The organism is Streptomyces albiflavescens (assembly GCF_014645835.1).
GTDB lineage: Bacteria > Actinomycetota > Actinomycetes > Streptomycetales > Streptomycetaceae > Streptomyces > Streptomyces albiflavescens.
In genome coordinates this window covers 332,919-344,794 of the sequence record NZ_BMMM01000006.1, presented here as the reverse complement: position 1 = coordinate 344,794, position 11,876 = coordinate 332,919, and the positions used below count along the sequence as shown (strand labels likewise).

Here is an 11,876-nt window from a genome sequence, read left to right as displayed (position 1 = left end):
CGGTCTCGCCGTACCCATGGTCTCCTTCCGTCCGCACGGAGGTGAACACGACGGCGTAGTACGGCGGTTCATGGGCTGCGACGGGTGCGACAGGCGCAATGGGGTGATCGCTCATGTCCGCCACTCTCGGCTCAGGCGCACGAGTCCGTCCAGCACCTTTCCGAACGGGATCCCAAAGGGATCGAAGTCTTGACCATCCTGGAGACGATTCCCCCCTTCCCGGAAGAGCTGCTCAGAAGGGCTGCTCAGAAGAGTCCGTCCTGCACGCTGCTGTCTTTCAACTCCCTTACGGGAACAGTGAGTCCCGAATCCCCCGGTCCGGCGGCGGTCAGCTCCCATCCGGTCATCAGCCGCGTATCGAGTACGACGACTCCACGCCCGGTGAGGAGATGGAGATCGGGCCCGGCCGCGGCACACAGCTCCCCACTCACCACGCCACCGGCGACGAGTTCGCTCACGGCACCCACCGCGGGCGGCAGCCCGGCGAGCCCGAACACCTCGGTGTGGTCGACGGGTTCGAACGGCTCACGCCGAAGCGACTCGGGCCACGCGTCGAGCCGCCCGACGCGCGCGTGCAGCTCCACGATCTCGGCCACCCGCTCGCCGGGACCCGGCAGATCGGCCCGCACGACCCTCTTGTCGGCGTACGGAATCCGATCCGGCACCTTGAGCGCGGCCCGCAGCAGCTCCTCGGCCCGTCGAGCGGCCATCAGCGGCCCTTGCCCCAGCCAGCCGAAGGTGACGGCACCCTGCTCCAGGAGCCGCGCGGACCCCCGCTCGACCGCGGTGATCCCGACCTTCACCATCCCGGGCCCGAACCACGCCAGATACACGTGGTACGGCCGCGGGTCATCGGCCATCGTGTCGGCGGCCACGGAGTGCGCCCGGTCCAGCCGCGCGCACTCTTCGCACCGCGCTCCCGTAGCGCGCCCCGACACCACGGCCTGCACGGGACACTCATGCCCCCGAGCCCCCACACATGTCCGCACACCCCCGTCCACAACCCCGAACGCCACGCGTTTCCCCCAGGCCAGCGGGCTGCTCCGCCCACCGCCCCACACCAATACGGGACCGTCCCCCGACCACCGAAGCCCCGCACATCTCCAGACCCGCCGCACACCAATGACATTAGGGGGCGGCACTGACAGTGGGGCTGACCAGCGATTTGCACGCCTCGGCGATCACGGCGTGGCTGAGGCTGATCTCCCGCCGACTGCGGCTGATCTCCCGCAAGAGGGTACGGAGGTATCGGATTCTCCCGCTGACGAGGAGAACGACGAGGAGAACAGGGACGAAGAACTCAGCCGACGGACTCGGTCACCGGCTCGCCCGTGCCCGGCTCGGTGGGCAGCCGTTCGGGAAGCTGCGCAGGCCGCCCCCGCCCTGCCAGCCGGCAGCCGAGGCACCCGGGGTGCCCCTCGCGCGCGGTGAGGTCCTTGACCCGCATGCCCCACTGCCCGACGGGCCGGCGCCCGGGCGGCTTGCCCCATCCGGCGAGGTGCAGCACCCAGGTGACCAGGGCGCCGATCACCACGACACCCAGCCCGCCCCACACCGCCAGGGCGTTCCCGACGCAGATGCCGAACCCGATCCCCGCCACTCCGACGGTGGCGATCCCGAACCCGGTCCACCCCGCGACGGTGTGCCCTTCGTCGTGCTGGCTCATGTACGGCCCCCTCCTGAGTTGCCGACTAGACTTCTCCCAACCCCTCACTACCTAAGAAATTAAGCACCGAAACCTCTCACGCACTAAGGGAAATCGATGCAGCAGGGCGGCCCACCGCGCTCACGCCCCCACCCGCCCGCGACGCCGGCTCAGGTGATCTCCACCATGGACCACCTGATCGCGACGAACATGCGGGCCCAGCAGGAGATGGCCCAGCGGCTGAACCTGAACCTCACCGACCTCATGTGCCTCACCTGCGTCCTGAAGGCGGGCGACGACCTGCTCACCGCCGGGGACCTCGCGGAGCACGCGCGGGTCACGACCGGCGCCGTCACGGGCATCCTCAACCGCCTCGAACGCGCGGGCTACGTCACCCGCCGCCCCGACCCCACGGACCGCCGCCGCGTCCGCATCGCCGCGCAACCGGCCGCTCTCTCCCGCGTCCTGGCCCTCTACGAGCCCTACTACGCCGGCCTGACGGAACTCCTCGCCGGCTACACCCCCGCCGAAGTCGCCGTCCTGCAGGACTGGTTCACCCGCTCGGGCCGGCTGACGAGCGACCATTTGGAAGAGCTGCGCGAGCGAAACCAGGCAACGGGGAAGACCACCTAGGTCCTCACGTAGATCCATCCCCATGGCCTGATGGCCTCGCCCCTTGCCGTACTTCCCTGCTGCACAGCACGAAAGAGCCCCGTTCCGAAGATCGGAACGGGGCTCTTGGCCATGTGCACTCGGCAGGATTCGAACCTGCAACCTTCTGATCCGTAGCTCTATGTGGACCGGTCACTGGAGGTCATACCGGTCGGCCTACGGCTGTACAGGGACGCTGTCGGGCGAGGCCGGTTGCTGTGGTTGCTGTACTTCGCTGCTGTAGCGCAGCGCATCAGCTCACAGGTCTACACGTGACTCGTGATCGCCTCGCCTGAGGACCACGTAGGCTGGCCGGAACGGCAGGCTGCGCAAGGCCGGCTCCATGACCTTGAAAAGAGCATCGGCATCTAGCCCGTAGGCGTACAGCACGGCCTTGCCTCCCCCGAACTCGTTGCCGTCGACCTCGCCGACGTCGGCCTCCTCGGTCGCTGCTGCTATCGCTCGCTCTGCTTCGTAGATCAGCGCTCGCTGGTCGGCAGCACCGAAGCCGTCATCGGCAAGCCAGAAGTGCGCGATGACGGCGTGCTCCTCATCCCCGCTGTCAGGGGCAATGGGTGTCTCCACACCGGACACACTCTCATCGGGCTCTGACATGAGCGCCACCCTGCGAGCCTCAGCGCTTCCTGGCAACACGCTTTCCAACTGTGTTGGTTGCCTTGAAGTCGTCGAACAGCGCCGTTCATCTGCGTTCATGCGCGGCCGGTTGTGGGAGCGGCTTTCGGCTTTAGTCCCGCCTGAACGCCCGTGAACGGGGCCGAATGAGACGGAAACTGAGACGGCAGCGTGCCCCAGCTTCACGGCCTGAGCTGGTTATGTTGAGGATCGAAGCAGACCAGCCCCATGGAGTCCGCGAGGGTCGCCGCATAGGCGGAGGCCTCGGCAGCCCTGCTCCATTGCATCGGGAAATAGATGAGCGGGCCGCTGGCCTCTTTGATCAACGGCCCTGTCGACCAAGGCGAGGTCTCGTTCACGTCCTCGGTCAAGTCACACCACCGCTCCAGTAGTGCGGCGACGTAGGCCGCAATCCGCTCGGTCGGCGGGTGCTCCACCTCCGTGTCGACGTAGCGGTCGTAGAGATCCCTGAAGGTCCGCACGGCTGCTCGGTCGTCCGCCGGGCGCTCGCCCTCCCACACTGCCAAGTCGTAGCTCATGCCCGGAGGCTCTCATGCGGCACTGACAGGCCGGCGTGGCCATCAGCTTGGGAAGCTGCGGTCATTTACGGCGGGTTTGGGCGCTGACCTGGGTGAACAGCCGAGGCGCAGCCTCGCCGGGCTCCACTGCTTTCACCGTGATTCCCCGCTGTTCCCCGCTCGCTCTGGTGCGCTTGTGGTGCGGCCTGCGCGACAGCCGGCAGCCTCCCGCTGTCAGATGCGAGTGCCATGATGGCCGGCATGGATGAGGACGCGTTCTGGGCGCTGATCGAGGAATCCCGACCGTCCGGGCCTGACCCCGATGCCGATGGCCTCGCGGCGGCCCTTACCGCTCGGCTTGCGGCCGGGCCGGTGTCCTTGATCGCCGAGTTCGCCGAGCAGTTGGCCTGGACGCTGTACCGATTGGACCTTCAGGAGTACGGCCGTGGCCTCTCCGGCGACGCGTTCCTCTACACGCGTGCGGCCGTCGTCGCCGATGGCCGCGAAACCTACCGGCGCGTCCTCCTCGATCCCGCGCGCTTCACGACGTATGCCGCGGGCCTGAAGTGGGCCGAGTCTCTGCTCTACGTGCCAGACCGGGCATACAAGGCCGTGACTGGGCAGGAGTGGGATCGCGGCACCCGCTACTCGTACGAGTCCTATTCGAACCGGGCCGGCTGGGGGCGACAGGCCATGACCGACGACGAGCTTGTCGAAGCCGTCCGCACCCGCGTCGCCGATCGTGACCTGCCCCCGCCGGCCATGCCGGAGGACATCGCGGCGGTCGAACGCGCGGTCGGCCGCCCGATGCCACAATTGCTGCGGCGCCTCTACCTCGAAGTCGCCAACGGCGGCTTCGGAGTCTGGGAGTGCCTCTCGCTGACGGACACCGGCAATTGGTTCAGCGACGAGCGAGACATGATCGAGGCCCACCGGCTCTTCTCGGCGAAGGACGACTCCGGCATCCCCGCAACGCCGGAGGGGGTCGTCCCGCTCATGGACCGCGGCTGCTGCATGTGGACCATGGTCGACTTCAGCACTCCCGAGGGCTGCGTCTGGGACTGGGATGCCAATGACTGCTGCGTCCTGGTACCGACCACCTTGACCCTCGCGCGGTGGCTCACGGGCTGGCTGGAGGGCTGGATAGTCCCAGGGCCGTACTCCCCGTTCCGTATACACGCTGACGGCTGCCCTGACCGGCAACCGTCAGTTTCTTCGTAGTGGGCTCGGCTCCAAGCATCATCCGTTACCGAGGTGATGGGACTCTGAGGCAACGCCGCTGTTCAGGGCGTTGCAGACGCGACGTCGGATAGGACTCGCCGCCGGTCGTCCACGGGAGCCCTGACCACCGCTTTAGGAGCGTGGTGGGGCGAGTTGAGGTCTGACCTGCGGGATACCGACTTCGGCGTCTGCTGGCTGTAGCCTCCGCCAGCAGCCGCAGTTCCCCGTGAGTCCCCGCCTGATCTGGCGCGGTTGTGGCACGGGGAACCGCTGATCCGTAGGCAGTACGGCGCCTGTGCTCGGGGCTGTCAGCCCTTCCGCCTAAGCTGCGCCCATGTGGAAAGAAGCCGCTGCTGGAGCCTCGCCCGACGTCGAGTTCCGGGCACCCGTTGCCGCGAAGGCGTTGGCTGAGGCGGAGCGGCGCCTGGGCCGAAGCTTGCCGGCGCAGCTGACTGCGCTGCTGATGGAGACCGACGGGATGGTCGGTGAGTACGGGACTGGCGTCGTGTGGTCCCTGGAGCGGATTGTGGAGCAGAACTTGCTGTTCTGGGCCCCCGATACGTTCCCGGGCCTGTATATGCCGTTTGATCCGCTGCTGTTCTTCGGCGACAACTGCGGGGGCGACCAGTTCGCCTTCGTAGTAACGCCCGAGCGTCCGGATATCTTCGTCTGGGACCACGAAAGCGACAGTCGGCTGTGGGCTGCACGGGAGTTGGAGGACTACCTGCACCGCTCCCTCGCGGGTGACGGCGACTGGTGGTAGCCGAGCATCCCCCGCCCAACAAGTTTGACCAGGTGACCTCATCCTTATCAGGTCGAAGACAGGGACTTGCCGACAGCGACAAACCGTCCTGGCGCTTCAGTCGAGCGTCCGCCGAGATCTGGCGTCGGCCGCCGATGTTCGCGTTCGTTGGTGTCAGTCGCTGATGTCAGCCCACGCCGTTACGCCTGCGCCTCTCCTGCCAGCGGGCGAATCCGCCGGCGATGTCGTCAAGCGAGTGGATCCACTCACCCTCACCCATGGTGCCGTGCCAGACGACTCCCGGACGATGCGGATCCCGGCACAGGTCGAAGCCATGCAGATGCTGCAGGGCCCCGAAGACTATCGGCGGGATGCGGATCGCTGCCTCGTCTTCGACCCATGAGGCTGCCCATGAATGGACCGCCTCACGGGTCACGTCGCCCGCGACAAGCGCCTGCCACTGAGCAGCCACTTCCTCGCTGCTGGGCGCGGGCTTCGGCGCCTTGAGATCGCTCATGCATCCACAATCGCAGCCGCGTGGGCCGGGAGACAGAGCAAATCCGATCCTTGATCGGTCGAACAGCTCCTAGTCGGACCACCGGCGCACCACGGTCTGCGGTCGACGACGCTGAGAGGTTGGCTCCGAGACTTTGGGCTGGAGCTGCCATGGGGCGAGTGATCATGGCCCCGTAAGCTTCCGGCGAGTCGGGCAGTCTGTGGACCTGCCCGTTAAAGCACGACGTTGGGGCCATGATCTTCGAGGCTCGCCCCATGGTGGCTGCCTAAAGTCTCGGAGCCAACCGGCCCATCAGGGTGTTTACCATTCTCGACTCGGGCCCGTACTCGCTGCGGCCCAGGGCTTGGCCCCCGCGCCGAAGGCGCAGAGGGGCCAAAGCCCAAGGGCCAGCCCGCGCTCGCGCGGGCACTTGATGAGGTAGAGAAACCTGTAACAGCTCGCTAGATCAGCGGTCTCGGAGGCTAGGCGTCGAGGATCTTGCGGCCGTCGTGAGATCGAACGTGTGGGGCGTCGTCTCGGAGGGCGTCGAGGATGCGGATTGAGTAGACCTCGCCCATGCGCTCGGCGACTTCCTCAGGAGACAACCATTCGACGGCCGTGGACTCGTCTGAGAGCTGCTCGTGCCCACCCTCTGCGCGGCATCGGAAGACCAGTGCCACGACCCCCAGCGTCATGTTCTTGTACACGCCTGTCAGGTCGCCGACCTCGACTTTTACACCGGTCTCTTCGAAAACCTCGCGCCGCACGCCATCTTCGGGTGCCTCGTCCAGTTCGAGAACGCCTCCAGGCGGCTCCCAAGTGCCGTTATCTGCACGCCGGATCGTCAGAACACGTCCGTCTTCGCGTACCACCACGCCAGCCACCGACACGGAGTGCAGTGGCGTTGACGGACTCTGACGAGGGCTGTTACTCATGTACAGGAGGATAGGAGACTCTGAAGGACTATGGCGAGTGGTGAGGTGGCCCCTTCAGCCAAGGCTAAGTACCTACAGATCGCGGATGATCTAGCGGCGCAGATCAGGCTGGGCACCTTGTCCCCGGGTCGGGCTGTCCCTAGCGAAACCGAGCTGATGCAGCGCTATGGGGTGGCTTCGGGAACCGTGCGGAAGGCCATCGCCGAGCTGCGGACGATGCAGTTGATCGAGACACATCATGGCCGCGGCTCCTTCGTTCGCTCTCGACCTCCTGTGCAGCGCAAGTCCTCTGATCGGTTTCGCCGTTCACATCGGAAGGCGGGTAAGGCTGCCTACTTGGTGGAGGAGGAGCGGGCCGGCGGCAAGCCGTCTGTGACTGTCCTGCATGTGGGTCCGGCAGCAGCCTCGGAGAACATCGCTCGACATCTGCGGGTGCCCGAGGGCACTCAGGTTCTGGTCCGGCGTCGTCGCTACTTCCGGGACGGTGTGCCGACCGAAGAAGCGACTTCTTACCTGCCCTGGGACATCGTGCGGGACATCCCGGAAATGTTTGCTGAGAACCCCGGCGGTGGTGGGATCTATGCCCGCCTGGAGGAGCACGGGTACGAGCTAGCAGAGTTCGTGGAGACCGTGCAGGCGCGGCTTGCCACCAAACCGGAGACAGCCGCACTGGCCCTGAGCCCGGGTTCACCCGTGATCCACCTCGTGCGACAAGCTTTCGACACTTCTGGGCGCGTCGTAGAGGTCTGCGACACGGTGATGGCCGCTGACCAGTTCGTTCTTGACTACCGTTTCCCTGCAACTGACTGACGAACAGTCACGTCGACACTCTGAGTCAAACAATCTTCACCGTGCGGGTTGACTCATGTACATGAGTCGGGCACTCTCGGAGTATCACTCATGTACATGAGTGCATGAGTAAGCCTCTTGTAGAGGAGACTCCCGGCTATGCCGTCCTTCAAGATCGATGTCTCGACCGCTGTGGTGTTCGTGGCGACCGCGCCGGCGCCGAAGCTGGTCAACAAGAAGACCGGGGAAGTCGCGATCGACAGGGAAACCGAGGCGGCGCTGTACACCGTCGGCCTGCTGGTCTCGGACGAGGGGGAGGGCAACCTGTACCAGGTCGCCGTTCCCGAGACGGGTATCCCGGAGGGTCTGGCGCCGGGCGCGTCGGTGCGTGTGATCGGGCTCAAGGCCCGTGACTGGGAGAACGAGTTCAACGGCCAGAAGCGGCACGGGATCTCGTTCCGTGCGGTCGCGATCACGGCGGCGGCCTGATCATGCCGGATCTGTCGATGTGGTTAGAGGCGTCCGGGGCCTTAGCGGGTGCCGGTGGTGTGGGCTATGGGAAGGTGCGCGCTCCGCGCGTGTACTGGTCGCTGGTCGGGCTGCCGATGGCTTGGGGCCGGTTCACGGTGACGTACCGCTCGACCATGGATGTGTGTGGGCTGACGGTTCAGCCGTCCGGCCTGCGGGCGTTCATGACCCGCAACGTCGCTCGCCGTGAGGTGCAGCCGGTGCCGCCGAAGGTCCGCCGGGTCCGCGGCACTTCGACGGGCCTGCGGGTCACGCTGCGGCTTCCCGCTGGCCTGGAGCCGGCGGACGTGGTCGCCTCTTCGGAGCGTCTTCGGCACGCCTGGGGCGTTCACTCAGTGATCGTCACCGAGACCAAGCCGGGCTTCGTGGAACTGCGGATGACGGGCTATGACGTGCTGCGCCGGGTGCGGATGCCGCGCAAGGCCCAGCCTCACGACATGGTCGTGCCGGTCGCCCTGCGGGAGGACGGGACCGCGTTCGAGCGGGACTACCGCAAGGTGCCCATGGCACTGACTCTGGGCGCCAACCAGTCCGGCAAGTCGATGTATCAGCGCAACCTGATCAAGGGACTGGCTCAACTGCCGGTGGCTGTGGTGGGCATCGACTGCAAGCGCGGAGTAGAGCAGAGTGCGTACGCGCCCCGGCTGTCGGCGCTGGCCATCACGCCGGACGATGCCGCATCCCTGCTCGATGTCCTGGTCGCGGAGATGGAATCCCGCTTCGACCTCCTCAGCGCTCACGGTGTCTCGGAGGTGTGGGACCTGCCGACGAAGGTGCGTCCGGTGCCGATCGTGGTCCTAGTGGATGAGGTCGCCGAACTCTTCCTGATCTCCTCGAAGAAGGATGAGGAGCGTCGGGAACGTCTGGTGACGGCGCTGATCCGGCTGGCACAAATGGCCCGCGCGGTCGGCATCTACCTGGAGATCTGCGGGCAGCGCTTCGGCTCCGAGCTGGGCAAGGGCGCCACCATGCTCCGCGCTCAGCTCACCGGCCGCGTCGTGCACCGCGTCAACGACAAGCAGACCGCCGAAATGGGCCTGAACGACGTGGCCCCCGAATCGGTCCCGGTCGCCACCACCATCGCCCCGGATCGCCCCGGCGTGGCCGTGGCGGCGGATGCCTCCGGCGGATGGTGCCGTATCCGAACCCCGGACTTGTCGCGGGATGAGGCCGTCGCGGTCTGCCGCGACTTCGTCCACATGGTTCCTGACCTGCCTGCTCTCGACCCGTTCCGGCCGCATGTTCCTGTGCCGGCGGCTGGCGGCCCCTCGCTGGTCAAGCCGGTCCCGGCCGTCGACTGAGCACCACTGCACCCCGGTTGACGCGACCGCTTCGCGCCAAGTCCCTACCCGATCCATGCCTGAACAAGGGAGAAAGCCACTCATGTGCGCGTCCTCCGAGGACTTCAACCGCACGGTGCTGATGCTCGGTGACCTGGCCCTGTACCTGGACCAGCCGGACGTTGACCAGGCATTCGTCGGCGTCATCGGCCCGTCGCTGGCCGCGTCGTTGCCGGAGCCTCCGCCCGGTCTGCTGCCGCCCGGATACGACCTCAACGAGGGTCCCGAGTACCCGGGTTCGGGGTGGTGATCGTGGCCACCGCGAAGAAGCCGGTTACCCGCCGTGCCGCGCCCGTGGCTGAGCCCGCGAAGTGCCCGGACTGCAAGGGCACCGGCGAGATCACGGAGACCGTCCGGGTCGGCGCCCGCAAGGGACGCGCCACCACCGATCAGCAGGCCGCACTGTGCCTGACCTGCTTGGGGGCCGGCCAGGCCCTCGACTGAACTGCCGGAGCCGGGCGGCCGGCCATCGGGTCCCGCCCTGCTCCTGGCCCAACTCCCCTGAAGGGAGGTGCAGAACATGAACCGCACGATCCGCCCGGACGCTGTTCTGATCCAAGCCGTCATCGCCGGCGCCCTGTCCTTCGCCCACCTGCACGACCTGGCCGAAGCCGCCGGACAGACCGGATGGAAGGCCTGGGCCTACCCCGTCTCCGTCGATCTGCTGCTGGTCGCCGCCTGGCGCCGACTGCGTACCGCCCGCCGTGACCGGTCGGCCTGGACCTGGTTCGTGATCGCCCTGTTCGCCTCACTGGGTGCGAATGTCGCCACCGCTGGACTCCTCGACCTGGATCACGTGCCGGACTGGCTGTGCATCCTCGTCGCCGGTTGGCCCGCGCTCGCTTTCCTCGGCGGCACCCTCCTCGTTCACGCGCCGACCGAAGCCGTGACGCCTCCACAGCCTGTGGACGGACCCGCCACGCCTGAAGTCGACATGCAGCGTGCCGACGAACCCGCTGCCACCCCGGCACCGGAACTGACGGCCGCTCCACCGCAACCGCCGACAAGCCTGCCGACGGTGCCGGTCGCGCTTCTGGACCACGCCCGGAAGATCGCCGAAGCCCACCGGGCCACGACCGGAACGCCGATGGGCGCGGACGCCCTGTCCGCCCGGCTCGGGCTGCCGGGCCCGATGTCCGAAGCGATCGCCGCTCAACTCCAACTCGCCTGATGGGAGGCGCTATGCGTCCGCACATTCGTGCCGCCTTGGAGCGGTCCGCCGAACTCACCCGAAGTAACCGTCTGGTTGAAGCCGTACGGATCGGCGAGGCCGCGATCAACCGAGCCACTGACGAGGAACAGCCCGAAATCCAGCAGTGGCTGAGCGACCACGTCAACGACTTCGTTGGGCGGGAGGACCTGCCGTGACCGTCTATCGCCGCTTCCGCGACCGGATCCGCATCGGCCCCGTGCAGGTCGCCACCTACTACGACGGCCGTGGCCGCGACAAGCACACCGCCGCCTGCACCGCCCCCGGCTGCGGCTTCTCCGCCGACTACCACGACCGCTCCGGTGCCGAACTCGCCGCCCGCACCCACCGCTGCAAGGCCTAGGAGACCTGCCGTCATGGATGTTCCGCTCTGGCTCGCCCTGATCGTCGTCGGATACCTCGGCGTCAAGCTCGTCCGCCCGCCCTGGTGGCTGGTGGCCGTGCTCCTGCTCGGCGGCTACCTCATCGCCGGCAGCGTCCTCGGCCCCGTCGTCGGCGCGGCCGTCAAGTAACCCACCCCAGAAGGGAGCAAGACCCGTGTTCACTCCGAAGTACCCGACCCCGGACACCGCACCACCCCCGGTACAGCACGCCCCTACTGCGGGCGCCAATGCCCCGGCCACCAGTACCCCGGCGCCGGCCCCGGTCGCCCCGGTCTCGAACCGCCCGACCGTGCAGCTCACCCCCGGCAGCGCGCTCGCCCTCGCCGCTGGCGGAGGCGCCGTGGTCCTCGTCGTCGGCGCGGTCCTGGTCTCGCTGCTCCTCGCGGTCGCCATCACCGGGATGTCCGTGGCCGTGTGCGCGGTCGTCCTCCGCTCGCTCCTCAACCAGGAAAGGAAGCACTGACATGGGCTTCTTCAAGAACAAGACCAACGACACCCCGAGCAACCCGGCCATGGCCGAACTCGGACGCGAATACGGCATCGCCAAGCGCCACGGAGACCGCAAGGCCATGCGCCGCATCGCCCGCGAGGTAGGCGCGAACACGGTCACGGACTCCGACGCCGAGTCCTTCCGCCAGGGACAGCAGGCCTACAACAGCATCCCGCCGGCCCACTCCAAGCCGCGCCGCAACCGCCGCTCCTAAACGGCCCCCGGGGCGGCCTCCGTCGCCAAACTTCCGCCGCCCCGGGCGCCTTCACCACTTCCTGATCCAACGGACCCGAAA

General features: G+C 67.3%; 20 protein-coding genes. 14 read left to right on the top strand and 6 right to left on the bottom strand.

Annotated elements, in window-relative coordinates; translation table 11 throughout:
- Positions 1-245: 245 nt before the first annotated feature.
- Positions 246-1,118, bottom strand: coding sequence for a DUF2797 domain-containing protein (locus IEY95_RS19125; protein ID WP_189187242.1), 873 nt, complete (start codon positions 1,116-1,118; stop codon positions 246-248).
- Positions 1,119-1,300: 182 nt separating this feature from the next.
- Complete coding sequence (locus IEY95_RS19120) at positions 1,301-1,666, bottom strand: HGxxPAAW family protein (protein WP_189187241.1); 366 nt, start codon at positions 1,664-1,666, stop codon at positions 1,301-1,303.
- 165 nt (positions 1,667-1,831) lie between these two features.
- Here IEY95_RS19120 and IEY95_RS19115 point away from each other — a divergent pair, with 165 nt between their 5' ends.
- Positions 1,832-2,278, top strand: coding sequence for a MarR family winged helix-turn-helix transcriptional regulator (locus tag IEY95_RS19115; RefSeq protein WP_189187240.1), 447 nt, complete (start codon positions 1,832-1,834; stop codon positions 2,276-2,278).
- Between the two features lie 276 nt (positions 2,279-2,554).
- Here IEY95_RS19115 and IEY95_RS19110 read toward each other — a convergent pair whose 3' ends face one another.
- Together IEY95_RS19110 and IEY95_RS19105 are read right to left on the bottom strand one after the other, a co-directional pair.
- The gene (locus tag IEY95_RS19110) at positions 2,555-2,911 is read right to left on the bottom strand and encodes a hypothetical protein (protein WP_189187239.1); all 357 of its coding nucleotides are present in this window, start codon (positions 2,909-2,911) and stop codon (positions 2,555-2,557) included.
- 200 nt (positions 2,912-3,111) lie between these two features.
- Complete coding sequence (locus IEY95_RS19105; protein ID WP_189187238.1) at positions 3,112-3,468, bottom strand: hypothetical protein; 357 nt, start codon at positions 3,466-3,468, stop codon at positions 3,112-3,114.
- 240 nt (positions 3,469-3,708) lie between these two features.
- Between IEY95_RS19105 and IEY95_RS19100 the strand changes: the two genes are divergently transcribed.
- Positions 3,709-4,668: a DUF4240 domain-containing protein gene (locus IEY95_RS19100; protein ID WP_229703137.1), complete on the top strand. Its 960-nt coding sequence runs from the start codon at positions 3,709-3,711 to the stop codon at positions 4,666-4,668.
- A 334-nt stretch (positions 4,669-5,002) separates the two neighbouring features.
- Complete coding sequence (locus IEY95_RS19095; RefSeq protein WP_189187236.1) at positions 5,003-5,431, top strand: SMI1/KNR4 family protein; 429 nt, start codon at positions 5,003-5,005, stop codon at positions 5,429-5,431.
- 166 nt (positions 5,432-5,597) lie between these two features.
- Here IEY95_RS19095 and IEY95_RS19090 read toward each other — a convergent pair whose 3' ends face one another.
- Both IEY95_RS19090 and IEY95_RS19085 read right to left on the bottom strand, forming a co-directional pair.
- A complete protein-coding gene (locus IEY95_RS19090; protein WP_189187235.1) occupies positions 5,598-5,927 on the bottom strand; it encodes a hypothetical protein in 330 nt (109 codons plus the stop codon).
- Between the two features lie 461 nt (positions 5,928-6,388).
- On the bottom strand, positions 6,389-6,853 hold the full coding sequence (locus tag IEY95_RS19085; protein WP_189187377.1) for an NUDIX hydrolase: 465 nt from the start codon (positions 6,851-6,853) through the stop codon (positions 6,389-6,391).
- Between the two features lie 18 nt (positions 6,854-6,871).
- Between IEY95_RS19085 and IEY95_RS19080 the strand changes: the two genes are divergently transcribed.
- The 11 genes from IEY95_RS19080 to IEY95_RS19030 all read left to right on the top strand — a co-directional run bounded on the left by IEY95_RS19080 (position 6,872) and on the right by IEY95_RS19030 (position 11,795).
- On the top strand, positions 6,872-7,651 hold the full coding sequence (locus IEY95_RS19080; protein WP_189187234.1) for a GntR family transcriptional regulator: 780 nt from the start codon (positions 6,872-6,874) through the stop codon (positions 7,649-7,651).
- Positions 7,652-7,789: 138 nt separating this feature from the next.
- The gene (locus tag IEY95_RS19075) at positions 7,790-8,119 is read left to right on the top strand and encodes an SCO3933 family regulatory protein (protein WP_189187233.1); all 330 of its coding nucleotides are present in this window, start codon (positions 7,790-7,792) and stop codon (positions 8,117-8,119) included.
- A gap of 2 nt (positions 8,120-8,121) precedes the next feature.
- Positions 8,122-9,459, top strand: a complete 1,338-nt coding sequence (locus tag IEY95_RS19070; protein WP_189187232.1) for an FtsK/SpoIIIE domain-containing protein — start codon at positions 8,122-8,124, stop codon at positions 9,457-9,459.
- 82 nt (positions 9,460-9,541) lie between these two features.
- Entirely contained in the window at positions 9,542-9,748 is a 207-nt protein-coding gene (locus tag IEY95_RS19065) for a hypothetical protein (protein WP_189187231.1), read from the top strand.
- 2 nt (positions 9,749-9,750) lie between these two features.
- Positions 9,751-9,942, top strand: coding sequence for a hypothetical protein (locus IEY95_RS19060; RefSeq protein WP_189187230.1), 192 nt, complete (start codon positions 9,751-9,753; stop codon positions 9,940-9,942).
- 76 nt (positions 9,943-10,018) lie between these two features.
- Positions 10,019-10,669: a DUF2637 domain-containing protein gene (locus tag IEY95_RS19055; RefSeq protein ID WP_189187229.1), complete on the top strand. Its 651-nt coding sequence runs from the start codon at positions 10,019-10,021 to the stop codon at positions 10,667-10,669.
- 11 nt (positions 10,670-10,680) lie between these two features.
- A complete protein-coding gene (locus IEY95_RS19050) occupies positions 10,681-10,866 on the top strand; it encodes a hypothetical protein (RefSeq protein WP_189187228.1) in 186 nt (61 codons plus the stop codon).
- Complete coding sequence (locus IEY95_RS19045) at positions 10,863-11,051, top strand: mobile element transfer protein (protein ID WP_189187227.1); 189 nt, start codon at positions 10,863-10,865, stop codon at positions 11,049-11,051. The genes IEY95_RS19050 and IEY95_RS19045 overlap by 4 nt, the downstream gene beginning before the upstream one ends.
- 13 nt (positions 11,052-11,064) lie before the next feature.
- A complete protein-coding gene (locus IEY95_RS19040) occupies positions 11,065-11,220 on the top strand; it encodes a hypothetical protein (RefSeq protein WP_189187226.1) in 156 nt (51 codons plus the stop codon).
- A 25-nt stretch (positions 11,221-11,245) separates the two neighbouring features.
- A complete protein-coding gene (locus IEY95_RS19035; protein WP_189187225.1) occupies positions 11,246-11,554 on the top strand; it encodes a SpdD protein in 309 nt (102 codons plus the stop codon).
- 1 nt (position 11,555) lies between these two features.
- Positions 11,556-11,795: a hypothetical protein gene (locus IEY95_RS19030; protein WP_189187224.1), complete on the top strand. Its 240-nt coding sequence runs from the start codon at positions 11,556-11,558 to the stop codon at positions 11,793-11,795.
- Positions 11,796-11,876 lie beyond the last annotated feature (81 nt).